This is a genomic window from Pseudomonas sp. HAR-UPW-AIA-41, from assembly GCF_002304225.1.
Taxonomy (GTDB): domain Bacteria; phylum Pseudomonadota; class Gammaproteobacteria; order Pseudomonadales; family Pseudomonadaceae; genus Aquipseudomonas.
On sequence record NZ_NSLB01000002.1, the window covers coordinates 121,390 to 144,969 of the forward strand.

The following is a 23,580-nucleotide window of genomic DNA, read 5'->3' on the forward strand; positions in this document are numbered from 1 at the left end:
AGGATGTGTCAATCCTTCGGCCTTTTTCAGAGGGCTGCGACTGGAGGGCGACTAAAAATCGTCAGCCATTTCGTCGTCGCGACGCCCCATGCCGTACTTGCGCATTTTCTCCACCAGAGTAGTGCGACGGATGCGCAAACGTTCGGCCGCACGCGCCACCACCCCACCTGCATCGTCCAACGCCTGCTGAATCAGACTCTGCTCCAGATTGCCCAGATACTCCTTGAGATCCAGACCCTCGGTCGGCAGCAAAGCACCTGACACAAGCCCCTGAGGAACACTGGAAGACAGGGCCGCGCGCTCTTCGATGTCTTCGCGCAACGAGGCAGCCAGTTGCTCGTCCTCATCCTCGACATAGCGGAATTTCTTCGGCAGCTCGGCCACACCAATCACGCCATAGGGATGCATGATCGCCATACGCTCAACCAGGTTGGCCAGCTCACGCACGTTACCCGGCCAGTCGTGACGGCACAGGGAAAGGATCGCAGCCGAGTTGAAGCGAATCGAACCGCGCTTCTCGAACTCCATGCGTGAGATCAACTCGTTCATCAGCAGGGGAATGTCTTCGGCACGTTCGCGCAGCGGCGCCATCTCGATCGGGAAGACATTCAGGCGGTAGTACAGATCCTCGCGGAAGGTGCCCTGCTCGATCATCTGCTCGAGGTTCTTGTGGGTAGCGGCAATGATGCGCACATCCACATTCTGCGTCTTGTTGCTGCCAACACGCTCGAAGGTACGCTCCTGCAGCACACGCAGCAGCTTGACCTGCATGGGCAGCGGCATATCGCCAATCTCATCGAGAAACAGCGTGCCGCCATTGGCCAGCTCAAAGCGTCCGGCACGGCTGGTAATGGCACCGGTAAACGCCCCCTTCTCATGGCCGAACAGTTCGCTTTCCAGCAGTTCAGCCGGAATAGCACCACAGTTAACCGGCACAAACGGGCCTTCGCGGCGCTTGGAGTGATAGTGCAGGTTACGCGCCACCACTTCCTTGCCAGTACCAGACTCACCCAGGATCAACACACTGGCATCGGTATCGGCGACCTGCTGCATCATCTGCCGCACCTGACCGATGGCCCGACTGGTGCCAACCAGACTGCGGAACAGATTGGTTTCGCGCTGCCGGCCACGCTCACGGGCCTCGTCATACATCTCGCGGTAAACCTGGGCGCGATGCAACGAATCAAGCAACTGGTTGTAGCCCGGCGGCATTTCCAGACTGGCCAGCACGCGCCGGCGCAGATCTTCAGGCCAGTCGCCGGGTACCTGCTCCCCTAGGAGCAACACCGGCAGGAACTCATCACGCTCGCCCAACTCCTTGAGCAGCTCCAAGGCCCCGCCCTTGCTTTGGATAGTTCCCAGCAATACGCAGAGCAGCCCCCGCAACGACTCCTGACTTTCGCAGTGCGTTTGCCAGTTGGCGCTGTCACTGCTAATCAGCTCTTCGCCAAGGAAGGTAAAAATGACACTCAGGTCACGACGGCGATCCGCATCGTCGTCAATCAGAAGAATCTTGGTTTCACGCCACATCTTATTTTTCTGACTCATGTGGAAAACTGGAGGCGCAGTAGTGCTCTTGAAAAGCACTATTGCGGCACATTGCCACTAGTTAAGTCAAAAACTCGACATTAGTCAATTTAATGGCGTGATTTTTTTGATGTTTTGGCAGCGAGACTAAGTCGCTGAAAGACGGGGGCAAGCCCCTGAAGCAAAGACCAGCCATGATGAATGGTCAAGTTGGTCGACACTATTAGCCAAACAGCTGATAGACCTTCGCACCATGCCGGCCTTGGTTGAGTTGAGTCAGCTCCCCAGCAAGGCGTTGCTGTTCCTGCTGACAGGTCGTCACCAGCTGACGATACAGAGCCAAAAGTTCCTGCATCCGCAGCTGAAGAGCATCTGCATCCAGCGGCTCAACCATTGCAGCCTCAACTGCTTCACGGCACTGGCGATCCAACTCACCGATAGCCAGCCAATCGCGACGCGCCAATGCCTCACGCAACGCTTCGCCAGTCAGCTCTAGTAAATCGGCGGCAGGCTTCATAAGAATTACTCCCCATCTGGCTCGATGGCATCCCACGCAGTTTTAATATTCCGCAAAAGCCCCAGTACCTCGTCAATCGTTTCGATACTGCTATGCACGTTAGCCTGCACCAGGCGCATGGACATGTAGTCATAGAGCGAGGCCAGATTCTCCGCAACCTCTCCACCCTGAGAAAGATCAAGAGCCTCTCGCAAACCACCAATGATCGAAATCGCACTGCTGATCAGGGGCCCTTTCAGCTCAATCTGCCCATGCTCCATTGCCCCCCTGGCTTTAAACAATCTAGCCATGGCGCCCTCAAGAAGCATCTGGATCAGCCGATGCGGAGACGCCTCCGCCACCTGAACCTGGGTATCTACTCGCTGGTATTGCCTGAGGGCTGTAGCTGCGTTCATGTCAACTCCGGGAGGTAACTGCCTTGACCTAGTATTCATATCGGCCGCCTCTCCCACAGCTTTAATCAACTTTCAGAGCAAACCTCAACCTCTGGACCAATGGCAAGCCATGCCTGCCGAATACCATCAAGAATCTCGATTACTTCATCCAGACTCTGCGCCTCAGGCTCAAAGGGAACACGAGCCAGCCGCTTGACCATATAGTCGTAGAGCGCATCCAGATTGGCTGCAATGTCCCCACCCTGCTCTTTATCCAGACTTGCCTGCAACACACCCAGAATGCTCAAGCTGGAGCCAACAGCCTGCCCCCGCTCAGCAACATTTCCTTCCTTTACGGCCAAGCGAGCAGCCGCAAGGTGTTTAGCCGCGCCATCCAGCAAATAGCGGACTGCTTGGTAAGGAGAAAGCTCATCAGTTGACATAGATTCTTTACTCGCCTGGATGAAATTTTGCTGCATCTTCAAGAATTCTTCTTAACGACGCCGGGCAAGCTGCCCAACGCCTGCGTCAGTCTTTCGCTGGTTTTGTTCAGCTGCGACACCAAAGAGTCCATAGCCTGGAACTGGGCGTAGAGACGATCCTGAACCTGAGTCATCCGCAACTCCAGCGCCGACTTTTGTTTTTCCACGGAGCGCAGGGTTCCCTGCAAGCCATCCATTCTCTGCTGAAGAACACCACCACTTTTTGTGTAACCATCAACTCGTGAGGCCAAACGGCTCATGAGGCCGTCACTACCAGTCAGAAATGACGACACAGCAGTAAAGTTATCTCCTATAGCTTTGTTCAGCTTGGCATCGTCGACCTTGAGAGTCCCATCCTTCTGAGTGGTTATACCCAAGTCAGCCAAAACATTGATGTCACCACCACTCTGCGGAGAGACCAACTCGGCGCGCAGACCAGACAGTACAGAGCGAACAGAGGAGTCACCAACAAGCCCACCCACAACTGGGGGTTTCCCATCACCCGCGCTAACCACGGAAGTCAACTGATTTGTCGTACTGATGAGCTTATTGTACGACTCAACAAACTTCTTGATCGCCGATGTAGCTGCACCCTTGTCAACGCCTACGGTCAACTTGGTTTCAACTCCCACTTCAGCCTTCAGCAAGTTCAGCGTTACGCCTCCAACAGCATCAGAAACGGTATTGGTAGGCGGATTGATCTGAATCCCATCAACCTCAATCTGAGCATTGGCAGCCTGACTGATGAATCCCGCAGCAGCACCAGAAGACGCCAGCGCACCGATACCTGCAGAGATATTGAGGCTATCGAGATTCTTAACTGGGCTAGGTGAAGAACCTGTAAGACTGGTAGCTTCCAGGGTCAGCCCCTGCCCTGCACCTGTCTTGGTCGAGCTCAATACCAGTCGACCTGAACCGTTAGCAGGATCGGTTACAACCGATGCTGAGATACCCTTGCCAGCGACTTTCGCATTGATAGCAGTTGCGACGTCTTGCAGCTTGGCACCTTGAGCAATATCGACGACACCCTGGGCAACACCTCCGAGAGAAACCGTCAATTGCCCTGCATTGAAAGTGGCACTCGACGCCGAACTCACAGAAGCCGTGGCAACCTTACTGCTGGTTGCCAGAGCTTTGACCTGTATGGCGTATGTTCCCGCCGCAGCACCTTGGGTAGCAGTAGCAGTCAGGCGGGAGGTGTCAGCAACCGTTGCACTGATCTTCTGAAACAGAGTTGGATCCTTGAGCGAGCCGATGGCTGTCTGTAGCTCCCCAAGCGCCCCCCTGAACTGACCCAAAGCGGAGAACTTGGTGGTTGTAGCCTTCTCCAGGCGAGCCAATTGAGCATCCTTCGGAGCCCGTTCAGCACTCACGAGAGCACCGACAATCTTGTCGATATCGATTCCTGAGCCTATGCCTGAGATACCTGCCATCACACACCTCGCCAATAGGTTGACGCTGATAAGAACTGACTATCAGCTATCAATTTCCGTGCCGGAAAAAGCACACCTGGCTCAGGCCTCCGCCCGGAACAGCAAACTGCGCACTTCTTCAAGACTCTCTGCCAACTTCAAGGCGTCCTCAGAAGGAATCTGACGCACCACATCGCCCGACTCACTATCAGTGACACTGACAACCACCCTTCCGGATGAATCATCCAAGCGAAAATCCAAGTTACGCTTCACCGACTGTACAAACTCGCGGATGACTGAAACGGCTCCAGCCACTTCCTCGGCAGAAGCAGCTTGCTGCTCACCCTGTGCCCCCTTGGTGGAGCCAGCTTCCTCAACCGGCCGCTCTTCTCGAGAAAGATCAGTGCCGCTCAGCGACACTTGCTGCTGAGCAGTCGCAACAGGCGCCCTACTGTTCGCCGTAATCAATGGCGCAGGCGATTTAAGAGAACCAACGTCCATAGTGAGTTACCTCGCATGGCAAAGCGGGGAGAAGTTACTGGCACTCCTCCCCGCAGTCTAGCCGATCAACCAGACATTACTGCAGGAGACTGAGTACCGCCTGCGGCAACTGGTTCGCCTGGGCCAAGATTGCAGTACCAGCCTGCTGCAGGATCTGGTTCTTGGTCAGCTCTGAGGTTTCCGCTGCGAAATCGGTGTCCCGAATCCGGCTACGAGCGGCCGAAGCATTCTCGGAAATATTCTGCAAGTTGCTGATGGTGTTCTCGAAGCGGTTCTGCACCGCACCCAGATCCGCGCGCTGAGCATCAATTTCCTTCAGTGCCTGATCAATCACTAGCACACCTTTCTGCGCGCCATCCGCTGTAGAGATGTCAATTTTGCCGACATCACTCTTGGTTCTGTTAGCAAACGTCGTCGCCGTAATGTCGCCCAAAGTCACACCAGACGGTTCACCTGTGAAGGTGATATTGGCAGACAGCGCATTACCATCTCCCTCTTTATCCAACCCAGAGAGGACGGCAATACTTGTACCGCTCTTATAGGCGAACAACCCTTCGTTGGTATCGTTGATCGACTTGATTGCCAGCTCCTGAATCTCTGTTGCAGTAGCACCCGAAGCGATATCAAAGGTCGCTGTCTTGGCAGTCCCATTGATCGAGAAACCAACGGTTACTGTGCCAGAAGCAGTCGCAGGACCTGCCACTGCAGCACCAGATTGTGTGAAATAGTCACCTTTCAGCTCAGCAGAGCTGGCATTATTCAGACTGACGCTGATCGTTTCACCAGCGGCCGACCCGACCTGGAAGGCCTCAGTACCGAAGCTGCCATCCAGCAGCTTGCGACCACCGAAGGTGGTAGTACTACTGATACGATTCAACTCTTTCTGCAGCTGCTCAACTTCGGAGTTCAGAGCCTTACGCTCAGAATCACTGTTGCTCCCGTTAGCCGACTGCAGAGATAGATCGCGCATGCGTTGGAGGATGTTGGTCGACTGTTGCAGTGCACCCTCTGCGGTCTGCGAAAGCGAGATACCGTCGTTGGCGTTACGAGTCGCAATATTGAGACCATTAACCTGACTGGTCAGACGGTTGGAAATTTGCAGACCGGCAGCGTCATCCTTTGCACTGTTGATGCGGAAACCGGTAGACAGGCGCTGCAAGGAAGTATCCAGCGCTTTAGAAGAGACACCGAGGTTACGCTGAGTATTCAGCGATGCTACGTTTGTGTTGACGGTAAGGGCCATGATGATTGCCTCCAGTGGACCGAATAACTTGCCTGAGCATGCGAGCAGTGGGCTCTGGCTCAGGCGCCCGCAAATGTTCGCATTCGATCAAGCTATCGGCCTTTCACCAAGCAACTTTAGGCGGCCACACAAAAAAAACTGATTACTTTTTAATCTCCTTACAAATCATTGCGTTAGGACTACGCCCCCTATACCGAGCGGCTAGGGGGCGCGAGCGTCTTAGCGTATCAGGACTGCAACAACCCCAGCACAGCCTGCGGCAACTGGTTCGCCTGGGCCAAGATAGAAGTACCAGCTTGCTGCAGGATCTGATTCTTGGTCAGTTCAGAGGTCTCTGCCGCAAAGTCGGTATCTCGGATGCGACTACGAGCTGCTGATGCATTCTCGGAAATGTTCTGCAGGTTCGCGATGGTGTTCTCAAAGCGATTCTGCACCGCTCCCAGCTCAGCACGCTGCTGATCAATCACCACAAGCGCCTGATCAATGACAAGTACAGCTTTCTGTGCATTCGGCGCGCTCAGAATATCTACTTGTCCAACATCACTATTGACAGGAACTGTTGCCGCAGCAATATCTGTAAAGGTCAGTCCCAGTGTGTTCGTGAAGTCTATAGCAGGCGTGCCCAAGTTGTTTGCCGGAGTTGCCGCATCATTGTACTGAGACAGCACCTCAATTCCACCACCCGCCGTCTGATAAGCAAAGATGCCATTATTACTATCGTTGATCGCCTTGATCGCCAACTCCTGGGCCTGAGCAGCAGTTGTTCCAGATGCCACCTCGAAGGAGACAGTGACTGGCACGGTAGTGCCGGCCGGATTGGTATTAATGACGAACGAAACGGTTCCAGCACCGCTTGCGGTGCCTCCAATAGCGGCACCAGACTGAGTGAAATAATCACCTTTCAGTTGGTCAGGTCCAGCATCTCGCAACGAGACACTGATAGTTTCATTCGCCGCCGCTCCAACCTGAAATGCCGCAGTGCCAAAACTGCCATCCAATAGCTTCTTCCCACCAAATGTAGTGGTATTACTGATACGCTCAAGTTCGCGTTGAAGCTGTGCGACTTCTTCATTGAGTGCTTGCCGCTCAGAAGCACCGTTACTACCGTTAGCGGATTGCAATGCCAAGTCACGCATACGCTGGAGCACATTGGTCGTCTGCTGCAGCGCACCCTCGGCTGTCTGAGCCAGAGAAATGCCATCATTGGCATTGCGTGCAGCCACATTCAAACCGTTTACCTGGCTGGTCAGGCGATTGGAGATTTGCAGACCAGCAGCATCATCCTTGGCGCTATTGATTCTTAGACCTGTTGAAAGTCGCTGAAGCGAAGTATCAAGCGCTTTCGACGATACGTTCAGGTTACGCTGAGTATTCAGTGACGCAACATTGGTATTGACCGTGAGGGCCATGATCTCTTCCTCCAGAGATGTGTGCTTGGTACTCCCCGGCAGGCACCGCGCCTAAACCTTGGAAGATCAGCGAGCACATACGTGCTGACAACCACACTCAAGCCAAGATCATGCCAAATCCATTTAACTCTTATTTTTCAATACCTTGAGAGAATAAACGCGTCACAGCGGCAATCCTTTGCCGGTCATTGCAACGCCGGACAACCCAGCCGTTGCCGCTTATGGCAATCACAGTCATTGATTGACTCGCCTAGAAAGCACAATGCCCACGACAAGCGCGGGCATTGCAAATACGCGACGGAAGCAACTAACACACTTACTGAAATCTAGCCCTTTAGTCAGGCAGCCAGGCCCTTTGCCAGAGTTTCAGATTGTCACCTGACAACATCCACTCTCGTTTAACCGCAGTCTGCAAGCGCTGCCCCTCAACACGCAATGCATTACGCTCAGCCAATGCGCCGCGTATAGCCTCAACCCAGTCGCGATATCGATTCTTTACCAGCGTGACAGGCAATGAACCACGATAACTGACAATATCGCTGGCAATTACGGGGAATCCGCAAATACCGTACTCCAACAAGCGGAGGTTGCTCTTGCAGGCGTTGAATACATTGTCCTCTAGAGGTGCTATGGCGAGGTCCAAGCGCAAGTTAGCCAAGAACTGCGGGTAACTACTGATTTCAACACCAGGATGGAACTCAGCAACATACGGCCTCAGTTTGTCTGGGCACATCCCAAAGAAAACCCAATCAACCTCACTGGCCAGATCCCGAACAACGTCGGCGATCATTTCAAGATCCCCCTGATGCCCAACGCCACCTGCCCAACCTACCCGAGGCCGCGCGCCATCATTGACGCTGAGGACTAAATTCCCCCACCAATCCAGCGGCAGCCGGTTTTCAACCACATGAATGCGGGAGTGGTAACCCTTGAACTGATCTGCCAATGCATGGGTTGATACGACAAACCGATCAACAACGCTCAACCCCTGCCGAAGCAGTCTTACCAAGTCCTTGGACATGCTGGCACGATGAACACTTTTCATCGGCGTGTTCGGCAGGTAATCATCCAGTTCGTATATTTTGAATGCAGGCGAAAAACGCTTAGCACCCGCCATAAGTTCAAGCGCAGTAGGGTTCGTCTGGCGCTGGAAAACAATCACATCCGGAGAGAAGCGCGCCAATTCAGGCTGATTCAGCAAGCGCTCGGAAAGCGTGCCGTCGACCAGACCTTCTACACGTAATGCTTCAAACGGTTTTATGATTCGATAGTTGCCACACCCCCACGGGTCAGCGTTATGTGCCAGCACCACGGGCAACGGCCGCCAAGATAACGGCCGCCATGTCAAACCAACGTTAAGCTCCAATAAAAAACCGCCGCCATTCAGCGCAAGATTTCCGTTATAAGCCGGATCATGCGCCAGCTGGGGCAACCACTTTTCATAAACAGTATCGCGCTCGGCCAAGCACGTTTTGCGCTTGGCTTCCTGATCGCCTGACTCCAGTTCCTTCTGACTGATACCGCTCTCATGCATCACTACCGCATGTGGCGTCCAGACGACTAAATAGCCTTGCTGACCAACTTTCAAACACAGATCTACATCACTGAAGCTGGAGGTCTTCTCATCGAACCCTCCGGCCTCAGCAAAAATAGCTGTTCTAATCATCAAACAGGCAGCAGAAACCGCGCTGTAATTCTGATCCACTTGAAGTCGATTAAAGTAACCGGCTGCCTCCATCAGCTCACCAGCAAATGCAGGCGTCGCAACACCATCGACGCCTAACAGCAGGCCAGCCTGAGCAATACGACCACTCGCAGTAAGCAGCTTTGCTCCTACCACCCCAACCTCGGGACGTAGAGCATGGTTAAGCAGCTCATCCAGCCAGTCCGGATTGACGATGGCCGACTCGCCAGAGAGGAACAACAAGTAATCACCGCGCGCCTGCTGAGCTGCCAAGTTTTGAGGTAGCCCTGTGCCAGACAGCAACACACGAACCTTTTCATCATTCAAAGCGGCGACATCACGCAACCAGGCACTAACGTCAGAACGCGTGCCAGTATCAACCAGAAGCAGCTCATAATGGGCGTAGCTTGTTTTTTCCAGCAGGCTCTCGCTGCAACGCTGCAGTGCAGCCAACGGCACATCCGTAGAGATAATGATCGATACCAACGGCCTCATGGCATGACCATATTTGATCCGATAACGCGCGGCTAAACCGGGTACGACTTGAGCCTGATAGCCTCTATTGTGCAGATGACGTTCGATTACCCGACGCTCGTCAGGGTTATCGCACAAACCAGGCGCTTCGGTAATCAACAGTGGTTCGTCAATATGACCGAGCCCAGACAAACCTTCCTGCTCAATTAATCGGGTCAGCAACTCAAACTCGAAAGCTTCTGGGTACTCACTGTCGAAGCCGCCAACAGCAAGGAACAGATCCCGGCGATAGAGCCAATGACGCGCCATCACAAGAGGGAAACTGAGTAGCAGATCAAGGTTGAAACCTGGGAGGAAGACGCCACCCAGACTGCCGTCGGGCAACCGCTGCAGTTGATCGCCATAAACGGCTCGACACTCCGGATTGCGATCCAGCTCAAGCGCCGCAACCAGCAGCCCACTCTGGGTCAGCTCGTCACCGGCACGCAGCAGCATGAACCACTGACAATCACTTGCCTCAATCACATGATTGATCTGTGTCACCAGCGGCTGATCACTAACCGTCCGGAAATGCAGGTTTTCGGCCGCCGAAGTAGTCGAAACCGTCTCTTTGGTGATTACCCACACATGCAATCTGGGGTATAGGCAACGTTCCCCGATTAGACTATCGAGCGTAGCCCTGAGCGACTCAGACCGGCCTTCCGGATCGAGCACCACCACACCAATCGAGGGGCCGCCTTGACGATTATCCAGATAATCAGCGATCAATCGCTTCTCTGCGGCAGTTGGTAAGCGCCTGCTCAGCCACTCCTCCACGTCACTCTTAGGTCGCAATCCGAGACTCTGGAGCATTTTTTCGCGGCCACGCTGCAACCCTTCACTAGCCGACCCGGCATAGCGCGCATAAAGCTCGCGGTATAACGCAGGAAAGTTCTTACGCTCACGCCCCAGCATGTGATCGCCACCAGCGCCAGGTACCCGAGTGTGAACCTCACTGGTCACTGTCGGGATATGCACAAACGAATAGCGCGTGGCTAAACGCAATAACATATCCCAGTCTTCAAACGCGGCCAGTCCCGTATCGAACTCTCCGACGGCAGCCAACATTTCCCGTGGATGAGCCCAGGTATTGACCGGTATGTAGTTCTGCACGAACAGGCGATCTCGATCGAATACCTTGTGCCTGAAAGGCTGGCCACGCCCGAGCTCAATGCGTTGCCCATCCTCCAGCTTCTCGTTGACGTACTCCACACCGGTGTAGACGACGCACCCTGGATGTTGCTCAAAAGCCTCAGCCAGTACCGCCAGGTGATTGGGCAGGTAAATATCGTCGTCGTCGAGATAGACCACATAGCGCCCACGAGCCAGAGCAAGCCCTGCGTTGCGTGCAGCTGAAAGCCCTTGATTGCGGCCCTGACGGATATAAGTGATTGGGAAATCGTAGGCAGCCAGCAAGCGCTCGACAGGCTCACCATTGTCATTGATCAGGATGACTTCGAAATCGCGCAGGGTTTGACTGCCAACACTGGCCAGTGCGTCTTTAAGCAGATCGGGGCGGTTGTAGGTGGTGAGGATGACGGAGAAAAGACAGCTTACGATCGAGCCATGATTACTCTGCTCCAGCAATGCTCGGCGGATAGCATCAATGCGTGCCTGCAATGGCGCCCTAACCTCTGCCGGGTAGGCATCGAAGCGTTGACGATAGAGTTGCCAGATAGGCTGTGCTGCGCCCTGCATGCGTGCACGGGTCGGCGCGTCATCCAGGCACATTTCAAGAATCTCGGTGTGCTCGCGCAGCGGCCGGTCACTACTATAGAAACTCTTGGATATCTGCCCGCCATGCACCCGATAGCCAACGCTGGGCTGGCGTAGGAAGACAAAATCGGGAGCCACGCGCGCCAGGCGAATCCACAATTCCCAATCGCCGGCAAGCATATCGTGACGGTGAATACCACCTTCCGGTAATGCGACAAGGTGCAGAGCGCTGCGGCGCAACATTGCAGCTGAAGGAGTAATGTAGTTGTCGAAGCTGAGCAGGTCGATTACTTCGTCCCTCCCGCCCACATACGAAGAGGGCGGATGCCCAGGATGATCAGCATAATGTTGACGTACGCCATGCTCATCAATCCAGTAGCACTGGGTGTAACCCAAAGCGACGTGCGGGTTGGCATCCATAGCCTCAACCAGCGAGGACAGATGGCCTGGATAAAGAAGATCATCCGAACCGAGTACCACCACGTAGCGTCCGCGCCCGGCCGCCACGCACTTGTTGTAATTACCCGCCATACCTAGGTTATGGGCATTGACTTCAAAGTGCAGGCGCGGCTCGTTGGAATAGCTTTTTAGCACCTCAATGCTGTTGTCTGTCGAGGAGTCGTCATAAACCACTACCTCTAGCTGCACCCCCTCTTGAGCCAGAATCGAATCGATGGTCTGAGCCAGAAATGCAGCATTGTTGTAGGACATGACCGCCACGGTAACGTCGACCAGACCTTCATGAGACTCGGCAGGCAGCATCTCGGGCATTGCTCTACGGCGACGCCCTGCGAGCTCGCTCTGCAGAGTGGCAACATCCAGCGGTTGCGCTGGATGCTGTTGGTCGGCGGACCGCAGGTTCTGAGTCAACCATTGGCGCAATGAATCAATGGGAACTTCCACGCTCCAGTGGAAAACAACGCTATGGGTACCAGGCAAACCCTTGACCGGGTGATAGACCAAGCGAACGCCTACAGCAGCTGCGAGCGCGTGGAAGAACCAGTACCACATCTGCGGGTTGTCCTGAATCAGCATCACCAGCGTACTGCCCCGGGGCATCCACAATAGATTGGCAGCGGCTGCCCCAGAGCCCAGTATCGCCAGTTCGCAGCCTGCAAGCGCGCGTACCTGTGAGGCGAAATCGTGTGTTTCAGGCTGAAAGGCCTGGAAGCCATCGCGACTGAGCTCGCGAATAAGCTCCTGCTGATTAACAATTGTGCGGCCGTTACCACCTGGCGCACGGATCAGATAAACCCTGTTCTTGCCTTCGACTGCAGAGCAAAGAGCCTTGACCTGACTTGCCATCCACGCGATAGCCGGTGGATACAAGTGATATTCATCGCCACGATAGATATAACCGACGCGAGGCTCCCAGATATCAGCTGCGTCTGAGAAGTAATGCAATGTTTCCACTTGGCAGCCACTTCCTGGCTGCACACAGAGCATACGATCTCTAGGCCAGAACAAGGCCAATGTATCCATGATCGAGGCTGGCAGACCCGCCTCGATCAGCAGTACCGTATCCGGTGGCAGATCAGCCTGCTTAATCCAATAGAATCGAGGGAGTTTCTCACTCAACCAATGCGCATAGTTGTAGTTCGCCCATCCGAAGAAACTGATTGCATTGGCAACCCGAACAGGCTCGGTTTTTCCGCAGTAGAACATGCAACTACCAGCATCATCGAACTCAAGCCCGTACTTTTCATACCAAGCGTTATTCGACCTTCCGAGATTATCGTGGATGCTATCGCAGATGTATTCACCATTTTCAATATCACCAATACCCGCCATACCAGCAACCAGACGCACATTCTCGAAACGCCCGCGGTACTGAGCCAGCGTAACCTGAGCAGCTCCACGCACGCTCTGCGGCAAAGAGAAATCCACCATTTCCAGCATTGGTGGTAACCAACTCTCTGCAGCAGCCAACTCAATCAACTCTATACAGCCTTTAGCGCTACGCACAGGGACAACTTTGGCACGAACTACTGGAGGCGGCATATGACTTCCTCTGTGCATGCAGAAAACTCCGATCGAAAAAGAAAGACAGCCAACAGGCTCATCGCGACCCGATGCCGCGGCACCGATTTACTTTTTGTTGGCCGCTAGACAGAACTGGTCGTAGTCGCGGTAGTAGTCGTCTTCGCAGTAGTGCTCGGACGCAAGCACCATGCACACAGAGCCACTGGAGAAGTTATCGATCTCACGCCAGATCATTGGCGGAATATAAAGACCGTAATAGGAGCGATTGAGATGATATTTGAACTTGGTTCGACCGTCGTCCAGCAAGATATCGAAACTGCCCGACATGGCGATCAGTAACTGATGCAATCCCTTGTGTGCATGGCCACCACGATGAGAGCCGCCGGGTACGTCGTAGAGGTAGTACACGCGCTGGATATCGAAGGGAATATGCTTCCCTCCTTCAATGAAAGTGAGGTTGCCACGCCGATCCTCGATGATCGGCAGGTCAATGATCTTGCAGTGCTGAAGAGACATAGAGCGCTCCCAATACGCTGGTGGAACCCATTCCTACCTGCCTCTCGATCACCCTCCAGGTAACCGAGCCACATACCCTTTCCTGCGTCAAAAAAACATGATCAACAGAATGTTATGGCTGCAAAGCAAAACTCGAACCACTTGCTCATCAAGGCCTGAAAGCGTTACAGGCCTTAATAGTTTGCTCGACCCACTCATCCGCTATTCCCGGATATAGCGGTAAGCTGAGCACCTCGCTCGCCAGGCGTTGCGAGATCGGCAGATCCTGCCCAGCAAACTCTTGGTAGGCAGCCTGCCGATGAATTGGGATCGGATAATGAATCAGGCTCGGCACGCCACTGTGCTCGAGATGGGCTTGCAACGCCTCTCGATGCTCGCAACGCAGAACGAACTGATGCCAAACATGGCTACCGGCCACCTGGGGCACCTGAGGCAGGTAAAGGTAAGGATTGCTGACTCCGGTCAGATAGCGTTCTGCCAGATCGCGGCGCGCCTGTGCATCACCAGCCATACGTAGAAGTTTCACCCGCAAGAACGCAGCCTGTAGTTCATCTAGGCGCGAGTTGACGCCCTGGAGCTCATGTACATATTTACGACTGGAACCATAGTTGCGAAGCTTGCGAACCTGCTCGGCCAACGCTTCGTCATTTGTGGTCAAGGCGCCAGCATCACCGAGCGCACCAAGGTTCTTCACCGGGAAGAAGCTAAAACCCGCCGCATCGCCAAGAGCACCTGCCGCCACCCCCTGGGCATCCACTGCGCCATGAGCCTGAGCCGCATCCTCAATCAGCAATAGGCGATGCTGGTCAGCAATTACTCGAAGACGCTGCATATCAGCGAGCCGTCCATACAGATGCACGGCGATAATCGCCCGAGTGCGCGGACTAATGGCTGCCTGTACAGAGGTAGGATTGATGTTGAACGTGTCAGCGTCGGGTTCCACCAAGACTGGCGTAAGCCCTGCCTCACTGACAGCCAGCGCGGTAGCAACAAAACTGTTGTCGGGCAGGATCACCTCATCTCCCTCGGTCAAACGACCCAGTTGCCGGTAGCCCCGCAAGATCAGAGTCAGCGCATCCAAGCCGTTGCCCACACCGATGGCGTGTCTCACCCCACACGCAGCCGCGTATTCGGTCTCGAAAGCGGCCAACTCGGAGCCGAGCACATACCAGCCAGAACGCAATACCCGCTGAAACGCCTCGGTCAATGCTGCTTCATCGCGCAGGTTGATTCCAGCCAGATCAAGAAAAGGAAACATGTCACTCATCCAGATAACGCACGATACGTGCAGGATTGCCAACCACCAGCGCGCGTGCAGGCACATCGTGGGTAACCACCGCACCAGCACCGATCATGGCACCAGCACCTATGGTCAGGCCTGGCAGGATGACTGCCGCGGCGCCTATGGAAGCGCCGCTTTCAATCACGGTTATAGGGAAGCTTTCGGGATATTGCTTGGAGCGCGGCAGTCGATCATTGGTGAAGGTAGCGTTAGGGCCAATGAAGACATCGTCCGCAACACGCAAACCATCCCACAAGTACACGCCGCACTTCACCGTCACCCGATCGCCAAGCACTACGTCGTTCTCAATGAAACAGTGGGCGTTGATATTGCAGTCGCGGCCGATACGCGCCTGAGCGAGGATTACCACGAACTGCCAGACCGTAGTGCCCTCACCGATCGTTAGGCTTTTGACGTCCGCAGACGGATGGATTGATGCCATGTATGGACTGCCTTTAAGAGAAGTTCCGAGCGTAGCAAGCCCAGTCTAAAGCGTCACGGAAGAAGCATCTCAACCACCGGTTAATTTCCAGTAACATGACGCATCGGTAATCGCCAGGACTTGACGGCATGGCTAGCGAACTCGAACGCTTCGGTTTCCTGATTCACAACCCTGAGATGTTCAATCACTACCATGCGGTCTGGCAGCATCTGCCGGCAGGTAGCGTAGAGATTGCCGTAACAGGCACGACACAGCATGACATCGACGCCGTGATCGCCGGTTGTCAGAAATATCGACTACCGTGGCGGGACGCTGCCGAAATGCTAAGCCGCAAGGAGTACTACACCACTCTGGTGTCCAGCTTTCCGCAGAATTACCTCAAGTCTATTGGCCGATACAATCTGCGTTTCATGTACGCCAATGGCAAAGCCGGCTGGAATTTCCAATCTTGGAACCAAGTGTACGACAGCATTCTCTGCTTCGGCCCCTACCAGGCCGAAAACTTGGAGTTCTGCCGCGATACGCTGAAAATTCAGATGGGTTATCCACGTTTCGACCGCTTCTTTAACCAGCCGCTAGATCGCGCCATGCGCCTCACCGAGTTAAAACTCGACCCCAGCCGCCAGACAGTTGTATGGCTACCGACTTGGAGCACGCTCAGTTCGATCGACTTGTTCGCCACTGCTATAGCACGCCTGCAGACACGCTACAACGTGATCGTCAAACCTCATCCGATCACCATCACCGATGAAGTAGCACGTATGCACGCACTAGAGCGTTTCGCCTGCGTGATTCGCGAGCATATCGACAACGTCGAACTGTTCCAGCTTGCCGACTTCCTGCTATGCGATTACGGCGGTTCTGCCTTCGGCGGTATCTACACTGATCGCAACGTGCTGTTGCTTGATCTGCCGAATGCAGAGGCTGACCCCCTGACTGGCAAAGACTCCTCGGACATCTGGCTACGCAAGTACTTACCACATATAAGTGCACAGCAAAGCGACCATCTTGAGGAGTTGCTGGATAACACTCAACTGTGGGAGGCCCAACGACCAATCCGCAAGACCCTAAGCCAGTATTACTTTGCACCTTTCTACGGCTATGCAGGTCAGGTTGCTGCCTTGGCGATAGCCAACAGCGCCCGCTCGCTGACCTGGAGAGGCTAATGGTCATCTGGTTGATTGGCCTCTCCGGCTCTGGAAAGACCACGCTTGGACGCGAAATTACTCGTCAATGGAAGCTGCAGGCGCCTAATACCCTGCTGGTCGATGGCGACGAGGTTCGGCGTATCTTCCGCCAAGATACTCAGTCCGCGGACTACAGCCTGGCTGGTCGCCGAATCAATGCGGAGCGCATCTTCGAACTGTGCGCTTGGCTCGATACGCAAGAGATCAATGTGGTGTGCAGCATCCTCTCAATCTTCCCGGATCTGCGTACGCTCAACCGCAGCCGTTTTCGACACTACTATGAGGTTTATCTCAACCCACCCATGCAGACGCTGATCGACCGTGATACCAAAGGTCTCTATCGCAAGGCTCTGGCAGGCGAAATGAGCAACATGGTGGGAGTGGACATACCCTTCCCTCCTCCCGAAACGGCTGATATGGAAGTCGACACCAGCCAGACTAGCGACATCCGCGAGCTAGCATGTGACATTCTCCGATGCGCACTGGGAACGATGACATGAGCAGCGTCGACTACCCCTACAGCCAGGGCAACCGGCTCGAAGAGCGAAACACATACTTCTATAGCCAGTACCACGGCATGGCCTTCTTCACTGCCTGGCGCGCCAGCCGTGAGGAAGCACTGGCGCAGTTACCGTCCGCACGGGCATTGCAGTTACCCGTGACCACCGAACGTGAACAAAACGCTGAGGATACGGCCACGCTTCTGGCCGACCTGCTGAATGCGGCCGCGAATGCCCCCGACAAACGGCGCCTGGCCGAGCGCCTGCTGCAGCGTTTTGAAGTCAGCAAGCGCCTGCACCGTCGCTACGACAACGAGTTCAAGGCAATCGCTGACAGCGGCTATGACGATCTGAACCTCTATCTGCAATTCGCTGCACTGTGCCTGCATCAGGCTGACCAACACGGCGCCCTGCCCTTTCTCAATGGCCTGCTCAAGGTCGTTGACAGTCTGATCTCGATCAGAACACGCCTGAGCCCAACCCAGGGTGCTCAGCTTGCCTGGCTGATCGAAGCAGAGCACAGCTGGGTTGCACGCGTTGCCGAACAGGTCAAGGTGGAGATCGCCCCGTGATCTACCTCGATGACGTCCTGCTGATTGCGGCGCACAGCGCGCGCAGCCAAGCCTATGTGCAGACTCTAGCCACTCACGGGCTGATGCCGTCATACGCCCTTCTGCTGGGTGCCCCCTCCCTCCCCCCGAGCGTACCAAGCGAACCTGCATGCGAACTAATGGGCGTTCTACTGCCGGACCTGGGAGTTTCCCTCGACCGTACCCTGGCAGACTGCGCGGTGCCCGTCACCCGCATAGAGACACGCGACATCAACGATCCGCAGGTCATCGAAGCCGTGTGTCAACGAGCGCCGCGCCTGGTGATCTTCTCCGGCTATGGCGGGCAGATCGTCAAGAAGCCGCTGATCGAACTGGGCATCCCGCTGTTGCACGTACACAGTGGCTGGTTACCGGATTACAGGGGCAGTACCACTGTCTACTACAGCCTGCTGGAGGAAGGTGCCTGCGCTGCCAGCGCTATACTGCTTGATAAATGCATCGACACAGGACCGGTGCTCGCACGCAAGCGCTACCCGGCACCGCCACTTGGCACCGACATTGACCGTCGCTACGACACGGCTATCCGCGCCGACCTGATGCTGGAGGTGCTGCGCCGCTATCAAGCCTGCGGCAGGCTGGACCTGGCGCAGCATCAGGACGCCGGACAGGGCAACACCTACTACGTCATTCACCCGGTGCTTAAGCACCTAGCACTGCTCAGCCTGCCCGGCGAGGCAGAATGAACTCACGGCTGTTCAGCCCCGCAGCGCTTCTGGTGTGAAAAGTTGATGATAGAGCGCCAGGTCATCGGCAGCATCCACTTCCCCCCAAGATCCCTGCACCGGCGACACCGCGATCGGCATACCAGCCTGCAACAGCAGCCGCAGCAGGCTGGTCATGTCCAGGCGATCAACCTCCTCGTCACCGAGCCGTTGCAACAACTGGCGCACCTGCACCCAGCCAGCCGGGGTGAACTTGAGCAGCCCCATGTACTGCCCCTCGATTTCGTCAACACGTTGGCAACGCTCACCGATGGTCGCAAGATTGCCGGCGGCATCCAGACGGAAACTCTCGGCGTCAGCCAGAGGCTCCGTGAAACGTTGCGACCACAGCACATGCCAGTGCGGGTCGTAAGCAATCGCCAGATCCGCCTCAACACGGTTTAACGCAGCCACGGTAGCGGCGCTATAGAAGATATCGCTGTAGCTGACGATACAGGTCTCCGTGGCCAGCCAGGTATCGGCGGCCAGCAGCGTGCGAACCATGTTGCTGTGTTGCCAGCGCGGGTTCTCGAAGTAGGTCAGCGGCTCGTCAAAGCACTCGCCACGATAGCCGCGCACCAGGCCCAAACGTTCGATACCGGCACCGCGCAGCGCGTCTAGCTGCCAATCCAGCAGACGGCGACCATGCAACCGGGCAAAGCACTTGGGCTGCTCTGCGGTCAGATTACCCATTCGGCTGCCGCGCCCAGCAGCGAGGATGATGGCACGAGTCATCTAAAGCTCATCCCTTGTTCAGACAGCGATTCAGAAGCAGGCCATCCAGCTCAGCGAAGGGGTCCTCCCGTTCGGGGTGCCACATAACCCCAAGCAGTGGCAGTTGCGGGTGGAAGAAGGCCTCAATCACACCATCTTCACTACGGGCCAAAACCTCCAGTGGCGCGTCCAGCGAGCGACAACCCCATTGATGGTAACTGTTGACCTCCACTTCACCTCCCTCGACCACCAAGCGGTGGCGTGCCCCGACATGCCCGGCTACCCGTTCGAGGCGGTTGCCGAAGGCATCGAGCAGCAATTGCGCTCCTCGGCACAAAGCAAACAGTGGCACCCGCTCAGCAATAGCTCGCGCTAGCAATGCACGTTCGACAGCATCACGCTCCGGGGCATCACCACCATACTTCGCCAGATCATTACCACCACTTAGTACCACTGCAGCCGGCTGCAATTGCGTCCACAGAGCCTCCACTCGCTCTGGGCAATTGGGCACCGGTACTGATAAAAACCCATGACTGGCTAACCAGTCAGTCAGGCGCTGATCCAGCGCATCGCGGCGCTCGCCTCGGTCAACCAGCACATCAACACGCTGGCTGACCAGCACCAGCTTCACCGCAATACCTCGACACGCCGGTTGGCACAGTCGATGTTGAGCATCTGCGCCGCAGCCCACTTGCGGTAGAGCACCTCACCCGCCCCGATAACGGCAGGCAGGCCGAGTTCGTTGGCACGGATAGCCATATGAGAATTGGTGCCGCCATAGGCAGTAACAAAGCCGGCGATTCGATGAGAAAAAATCCAATCGAAACCCGGATCAGCACTGGGGATCATAACGATGGCCCCCTGTAACTGGTCGCGCTGATGGTAGTCCATCACCGCACCTGTTACCTGACGCTGGGTAATGAAGTTGGGTTCGGCCTGCGGCAGATGGAAACAGAACGCGTCTTCAGCGCGGGTGATCAGTGGAGGCAGCACGATCTGACAAGTTTCGCCGTAGCGCCGACGCCCCTCCTCAATGCTGGCGGCGAGCAATTCTTTGGGGTCAGCACTGGCAGCATGCAGCTCCTTGATCACCTGAATGTTGGCGTAAGACATGTCCTCCGCGCTGAAGCCAAGGTCACGACCCAGCTCGCGAAAAAGGGACAGTGCATCGGACAGATTGCGCGTAAACACGAACTTGGCGTACTCACGCAGCTCGATGCCAGCCTGGAGGAAATCGAACAGTCCCACAACATCGTGGGAAAGTCCGTGCTCACTGAGCAAGCGACTGATTTCACGCATCTGAGCCAGCGACAGAGCAAAACGGGCACTATCGGGACGCGGCTCGATTGCCAAGTTATGCCAGTCGAAATAGAGATCGGGAGCCTCGTCGTAGCGCGGCGACAGGATGTCATAGGTACCAGGGCGCAAATGGCCATATCGGGCCAAGAACGTGGTGCGATCAAGCTGAGCCAGATCTTGGGTCATCTGCCCACTAACCGTGGACAGCCCATTAAGAAAAGCATCGTATTCGCTCTGGTCGAGCACGCCCACAGTGACCAGCGAGCGTAGCAGTTGCACAGCAATGAAGCCCGCCCGTGCCAGCCCAGCAAACGGCAGCGTGCCGTAGCGGCGGCAGTCTTCCAGCAACCAGTAAATGCGCGTGACCGGATCGGTATCGGCACCGAGTATCTCGTCACGCCTTGCCAGCAGCACATCGAGTTTTTGCCGGTCAGTGCGCCACAGGCCGGTCTCATTATGGACGATCCGATTGGTCAGCTCACGCAGACTATCGGCCAGACGCTGACATTCCGCCTCGCTGAAACCAGCATCCTGCAAAGTTTTCAGACGCTGCGGCAGATCTAGTGTGTAGCAGGAGAAGACAATTTCGAACTCGACCTTGTCGTGCAGGTTAGGGGCAGCCAACAAGCGCTCAATGTAGTAGTTGACCAGCTTGTCAGCCAGGACGCCATCTATGTCGCGGGGAATAAAGGAGTTGAAGCTGACACGCACATCGATGTAAGGCAGCCCGTGGAAATGCAGCATCAGCGGGAAACTACGCAAGTTGCGATAGCCGTAATTATTTCGCTGATAAGCCCAGATCATGTCCGTGACCAATTCGCGATATAGGGACAGCGCCAGCGGTCGTGGCCTCACGCCGATGATCTCGGCCGGATTCCAGTCAGGCATCACGCCAAACACTGTGCGCTCACCATGCAGAAATGGCTGCGGGCGAATCCCCTGAGCGATGCGATCATGAATCAGGCGCACCAGCTTGCCGTGAGCTTTGGCATCAGCTGGTTCAGCGGTGAGAACCAGCGGCCTGACCTGCAATAAGTAGAGCCGCTCCTGTGAGTCCACCGCAAACTCGATATCAATGGCCAGACGCCCGAACAATTCCTGCAGCTCACGCAACAACGTCACAACAGGCGCCAAGTTCTGCGGCAACTCATCAACAGCGTGATGGGCATAGAAAGTACGCACCTCGTTCGAACAACCCGATGTGACGAGATCGGTACGCCCACTGCCTTCGTCGTAATTGATGACGAAGTACGGAGCCAACGTCGCAGGATCAAGACCGAAGCCAACACCCGCCATGCGCACATCGGTGATCATTGGCTGAACGAATATCTGATCATCCGGACTGGAGCGCGGTCCTGCCATTGATTTGAGCACGTGCTCAATAGCATTCGGCAGCGCTTCGGCACTAATGTTTAGGCAAGAATCAAAAGCACCCGCCGCAGAACTCTGCTCACCATCTTCATGGTTACTGCAGCTGCGTACCGCCATATTGCCCCAGCCCATACGACGCACCTGAGCTAGACAAGCATCAGCATCCCTCCGCCACTGCGCTACACTGAAAAGTATTTGCGGAAGCAGATAAGCGCTTTGTAAACGGCCTTGGAGCAGCGAAAGAGAGGCCGCTTTGGTAGAAAAGCCCAGAGTCTGCTCGGTCATGTCACCGCCGAATCAAAATGGAAACATTGTTGACTGAAACTGAAAAAATCAGCGCAACTGGTCGAATAAACTCAATCCCGCTACCTTCACGTAACTCTGCTGAGCTGCTTCTAGAATCACGCTCTCGAATGACAAACGAGAGAGCGCTTCAGCGTAATCCAAATCCTGAAGATCGGATTGCACCGCGGTGTTGATCAGGCTGACGTCCTCGTTGAACGACTCCGTAGACTCGAGAACATTGAGGCGCGCGCCGATCTCACCACGCCCCTGAAGAACCTGCCCCAGCACGGCGTCCAGGTTGCTCAGTGCCACGGCCACATTGTCCCTGACCACCAGTCCACCCTGGGGACTATCCTGCGCCTGCTCCAGTGAGCGCCGCAGATCAGCCACCACATTCAGCATGCCGCGCTTCTCGACTGCCGGGTTACGGTTGACAGCAAAGCTATCACCTGTCGCCGGAATGCCGTCGATCGCGACACGTACGCCGGCATAACGGATCACATCACTGGTAGTAGCATCTGTGTCCACACTCCCGCTGCTGAGCACAACAGCCGGAGCCGCGAGATCAAACACTTCATAAGCAGTTGGCGAAGTAAAGCGTATGCCAAACCCGTCTGTAGCCGTCAGCGTTGCATCCGGGAACGTTGAGTCGTATGCAAGCTTGTCCTCAACCAGTCCGAGCGAAATCGAGGCTGTGCTCGCACTGGGCGTCTTGCTGGTCGTCACCCGATTGGCATTGGTGACATCTTCAAACAACACCTTGCCATTATCATTGATCGGCAAATAGGTGCTGCTCGCAATTTGAATCTCGCGCTGCCCCTCATCGCCCAAATAGGCGTACTCACCGGTCGCAGGATCGAGAATGAAAGGAACATTTTTGCCCAGATTGCCCGAAAACAGGTATTCACCACGAGCATTGCGACTGTTGAGCAGATTCAGCAACTCATCCTCACGCTCAGCAAGCTCCTTGGCCAAGGCTGCCTTATCGGTCTTGTCCTGAGCAGCGTCACCGGCTTGAACGGCAATTTCACGAACGCGCTGCAGGACATTACCCACAGAATTGAGGATGGACTCTTCCTGCGTCAGGCTGTTCTTGGCAGCCGTGATATTGGACGAATACTGCTCGTACTGGGCCTTTTCCTGGCTTAACTGCAGCAAACGCGCAGAAGCCACTGGATCATCGGCCGGGGTCAGAATCTTTTTGCCGGTACTGATCTGTTCCTGAGTACGGGTCACGTTACTGTAATTACGCTGGATACCCGTAACACCGTTATTGAATGCCTGGATACTAGAGATTCTCATGCTGGCGGC

At 55.4% G+C, this 23,580-nt stretch carries 20 protein-coding genes; 4 read left to right on the forward strand and 16 right to left on the reverse strand.

Annotated elements, in window-relative coordinates:
- Nucleotides 1-51 precede the first annotated feature (51 nt).
- The 12 genes from CK486_RS04885 to CK486_RS04940 form a co-directional block, all read right to left on the reverse strand.
- Nucleotides 52-1,530 (reverse strand): sigma-54 dependent transcriptional regulator, encoded by a 1,479-nt coding sequence (locus CK486_RS04885; protein WP_095939169.1) that lies wholly within the window; start codon nucleotides 1,528-1,530, stop codon nucleotides 52-54.
- 220 nt (nucleotides 1,531-1,750) lie between these two features.
- Nucleotides 1,751-2,044, reverse strand: a complete 294-nt coding sequence (gene fliT, locus CK486_RS04890) for a flagellar protein FliT (protein WP_095939170.1) — start codon at nucleotides 2,042-2,044, stop codon at nucleotides 1,751-1,753.
- 5 nt (nucleotides 2,045-2,049) lie between these two features.
- The gene (gene fliS, locus CK486_RS04895; RefSeq protein WP_095939171.1) at nucleotides 2,050-2,439 is read right to left on the reverse strand and encodes a flagellar export chaperone FliS; all 390 of its coding nucleotides are present in this window, start codon (nucleotides 2,437-2,439) and stop codon (nucleotides 2,050-2,052) included.
- Between the two features lie 65 nt (nucleotides 2,440-2,504).
- Nucleotides 2,505-2,897, reverse strand: a complete 393-nt coding sequence (gene fliS / locus CK486_RS04900; RefSeq protein ID WP_095939172.1) for a flagellar export chaperone FliS — start codon at nucleotides 2,895-2,897, stop codon at nucleotides 2,505-2,507.
- Between the two features lie 2 nt (nucleotides 2,898-2,899).
- The gene (fliD, locus tag CK486_RS04905) at nucleotides 2,900-4,333 is read right to left on the reverse strand and encodes a flagellar filament capping protein FliD (protein ID WP_095939173.1); all 1,434 of its coding nucleotides are present in this window, start codon (nucleotides 4,331-4,333) and stop codon (nucleotides 2,900-2,902) included.
- An 81-nt stretch (nucleotides 4,334-4,414) separates the two neighbouring features.
- Nucleotides 4,415-4,813, reverse strand: coding sequence for a flagellar protein FlaG (locus tag CK486_RS04910; RefSeq protein ID WP_095939174.1), 399 nt, complete (start codon nucleotides 4,811-4,813; stop codon nucleotides 4,415-4,417).
- A 76-nt stretch (nucleotides 4,814-4,889) separates the two neighbouring features.
- A complete protein-coding gene (locus CK486_RS04915; RefSeq protein WP_095939175.1) occupies nucleotides 4,890-6,056 on the reverse strand; it encodes a flagellin in 1,167 nt (388 codons plus the stop codon).
- Nucleotides 6,057-6,283: 227 nt separating this feature from the next.
- Nucleotides 6,284-7,465 (reverse strand): flagellin, encoded by a 1,182-nt coding sequence (locus tag CK486_RS04920; RefSeq protein ID WP_095939176.1) that lies wholly within the window; start codon nucleotides 7,463-7,465, stop codon nucleotides 6,284-6,286.
- A 334-nt stretch (nucleotides 7,466-7,799) separates the two neighbouring features.
- On the reverse strand, nucleotides 7,800-13,379 hold the full coding sequence (locus CK486_RS04925; RefSeq protein WP_256574365.1) for a glycosyltransferase: 5,580 nt from the start codon (nucleotides 13,377-13,379) through the stop codon (nucleotides 7,800-7,802).
- Nucleotides 13,380-13,466: 87 nt separating this feature from the next.
- The gene (locus CK486_RS04930; protein WP_095939178.1) at nucleotides 13,467-13,877 is read right to left on the reverse strand and encodes an FdtA/QdtA family cupin domain-containing protein; all 411 of its coding nucleotides are present in this window, start codon (nucleotides 13,875-13,877) and stop codon (nucleotides 13,467-13,469) included.
- Between the two features lie 148 nt (nucleotides 13,878-14,025).
- Complete coding sequence (locus CK486_RS04935) at nucleotides 14,026-15,135, reverse strand: DegT/DnrJ/EryC1/StrS aminotransferase family protein (protein WP_095939179.1); 1,110 nt, start codon at nucleotides 15,133-15,135, stop codon at nucleotides 14,026-14,028.
- Between the two features lies 1 nt (nucleotide 15,136).
- On the reverse strand, nucleotides 15,137-15,601 hold the full coding sequence (locus CK486_RS04940; RefSeq protein ID WP_095939180.1) for an acyltransferase: 465 nt from the start codon (nucleotides 15,599-15,601) through the stop codon (nucleotides 15,137-15,139).
- A gap of 128 nt (nucleotides 15,602-15,729) precedes the next feature.
- Between CK486_RS04940 and CK486_RS04945 the strand changes: the two genes are divergently transcribed.
- The 4 genes from CK486_RS04945 (at nucleotide 15,730) to CK486_RS04960 (ending at nucleotide 18,582) form a co-directional block, all read left to right on the forward strand.
- Nucleotides 15,730-16,767, forward strand: a complete 1,038-nt coding sequence (locus CK486_RS04945) for a CDP-glycerol glycerophosphotransferase family protein (protein ID WP_095939181.1) — start codon at nucleotides 15,730-15,732, stop codon at nucleotides 16,765-16,767.
- Entirely contained in the window at nucleotides 16,767-17,288 is a 522-nt protein-coding gene (locus tag CK486_RS04950) for an adenylyl-sulfate kinase (protein WP_095939182.1), read from the forward strand. The genes CK486_RS04945 and CK486_RS04950 overlap by 1 nt, the downstream gene beginning before the upstream one ends.
- Nucleotides 17,285-17,860, forward strand: a complete 576-nt coding sequence (locus CK486_RS04955) for a hypothetical protein (protein WP_095939183.1) — start codon at nucleotides 17,285-17,287, stop codon at nucleotides 17,858-17,860. The genes CK486_RS04950 and CK486_RS04955 overlap by 4 nt, the downstream gene beginning before the upstream one ends.
- Before the next feature lie 158 nt (nucleotides 17,861-18,018).
- Nucleotides 18,019-18,582 carry a formyltransferase family protein gene (locus CK486_RS04960; protein WP_176481653.1) on the forward strand — a complete coding sequence of 188 codons (564 nt, stop codon included), beginning with the start codon at nucleotides 18,019-18,021 and terminating at the stop codon, nucleotides 18,580-18,582.
- 12 nt (nucleotides 18,583-18,594) lie between these two features.
- Here the strand turns inward: CK486_RS04960 and CK486_RS04965 are convergent, their stop codons facing one another.
- From CK486_RS04965 to flgL, 4 genes are read right to left on the reverse strand one after another with little or no spacing between them, the layout of a single operon-like run.
- Nucleotides 18,595-19,335, reverse strand: a complete 741-nt coding sequence (locus CK486_RS04965) for an NTP transferase domain-containing protein (protein ID WP_095939185.1) — start codon at nucleotides 19,333-19,335, stop codon at nucleotides 18,595-18,597.
- Between the two features lie 7 nt (nucleotides 19,336-19,342).
- Nucleotides 19,343-19,945 carry a gamma-glutamyl-gamma-aminobutyrate hydrolase family protein gene (locus CK486_RS04970; RefSeq protein ID WP_256574366.1) on the reverse strand — a complete coding sequence of 201 codons (603 nt, stop codon included), beginning with the start codon at nucleotides 19,943-19,945 and terminating at the stop codon, nucleotides 19,343-19,345.
- Nucleotides 19,942-22,269, reverse strand: coding sequence for a PEP-utilizing enzyme (locus CK486_RS04975; RefSeq protein WP_095939186.1), 2,328 nt, complete (start codon nucleotides 22,267-22,269; stop codon nucleotides 19,942-19,944). The genes CK486_RS04970 and CK486_RS04975 overlap by 4 nt, the downstream gene beginning before the upstream one ends.
- A 48-nt stretch (nucleotides 22,270-22,317) precedes the next feature.
- Nucleotides 22,318-23,571, reverse strand: coding sequence for a flagellar hook-associated protein FlgL (gene flgL / locus CK486_RS04980; protein ID WP_095939187.1), 1,254 nt, complete (start codon nucleotides 23,569-23,571; stop codon nucleotides 22,318-22,320).
- Nucleotides 23,572-23,580 lie beyond the last annotated feature (9 nt).

Excerpts from the sequence above, each read along its gene's own strand:
- CK486_RS04885 (WP_095939169.1), bottom strand. The coding sequence starts at position 1,530 with ATGTGGCGTGAAACCAAGATTCTTCTGATTGACGACGATGCGGATCGC.
- fliT (WP_095939170.1), bottom strand. The coding sequence starts at position 2,044 with ATGAAGCCTGCCGCCGATTTACTAGAGCTGACTGGCGAAGCGTTGCGT.
- fliS (WP_095939171.1), bottom strand. The coding sequence starts at position 2,439 with ATGAACGCAGCTACAGCCCTCAGGCAATACCAGCGAGTAGATACCCAG.
- fliS (WP_095939172.1), bottom strand. The coding sequence starts at position 2,897 with ATGCAGCAAAATTTCATCCAGGCGAGTAAAGAATCTATGTCAACTGAT.
- fliD (WP_095939173.1), bottom strand. The coding sequence starts at position 4,333 with ATGGCAGGTATCTCAGGCATAGGCTCAGGAATCGATATCGACAAGATT.
- CK486_RS04910 (WP_095939174.1), bottom strand. The coding sequence starts at position 4,813 with ATGGACGTTGGTTCTCTTAAATCGCCTGCGCCATTGATTACGGCGAAC.
- CK486_RS04915 (WP_095939175.1), bottom strand. The coding sequence starts at position 6,056 with ATGGCCCTTACCGTCAACACAAACGTAGCATCGCTGAATACTCAGCGT.
- CK486_RS04920 (WP_095939176.1), bottom strand. The coding sequence starts at position 7,465 with ATGGCCCTCACGGTCAATACCAATGTTGCGTCACTGAATACTCAGCGT.
- CK486_RS04925 (WP_256574365.1), bottom strand. The coding sequence starts at position 13,379 with ATGCCGCCTCCAGTAGTTCGTGCCAAAGTTGTCCCTGTGCGTAGCGCT.
- CK486_RS04930 (WP_095939178.1), bottom strand. The coding sequence starts at position 13,877 with ATGTCTCTTCAGCACTGCAAGATCATTGACCTGCCGATCATCGAGGAT.
- CK486_RS04935 (WP_095939179.1), bottom strand. The coding sequence starts at position 15,135 with ATGTTTCCTTTTCTTGATCTGGCTGGAATCAACCTGCGCGATGAAGCA.
- CK486_RS04940 (WP_095939180.1), bottom strand. The coding sequence starts at position 15,601 with ATGGCATCAATCCATCCGTCTGCGGACGTCAAAAGCCTAACGATCGGT.
- CK486_RS04945 (WP_095939181.1), top strand. The coding sequence starts at position 15,730 with ATGGCTAGCGAACTCGAACGCTTCGGTTTCCTGATTCACAACCCTGAG.
- CK486_RS04950 (WP_095939182.1), top strand. The coding sequence starts at position 16,767 with ATGGTCATCTGGTTGATTGGCCTCTCCGGCTCTGGAAAGACCACGCTT.
- CK486_RS04955 (WP_095939183.1), top strand. The coding sequence starts at position 17,285 with ATGAGCAGCGTCGACTACCCCTACAGCCAGGGCAACCGGCTCGAAGAG.
- CK486_RS04960 (WP_176481653.1), top strand. The coding sequence starts at position 18,019 with ATGGGCGTTCTACTGCCGGACCTGGGAGTTTCCCTCGACCGTACCCTG.
- CK486_RS04965 (WP_095939185.1), bottom strand. The coding sequence starts at position 19,335 with ATGACTCGTGCCATCATCCTCGCTGCTGGGCGCGGCAGCCGAATGGGT.
- CK486_RS04975 (WP_095939186.1), bottom strand. The coding sequence starts at position 22,269 with ATGACCGAGCAGACTCTGGGCTTTTCTACCAAAGCGGCCTCTCTTTCG.
- flgL (WP_095939187.1), bottom strand. The coding sequence starts at position 23,571 with ATGAGAATCTCTAGTATCCAGGCATTCAATAACGGTGTTACGGGTATC.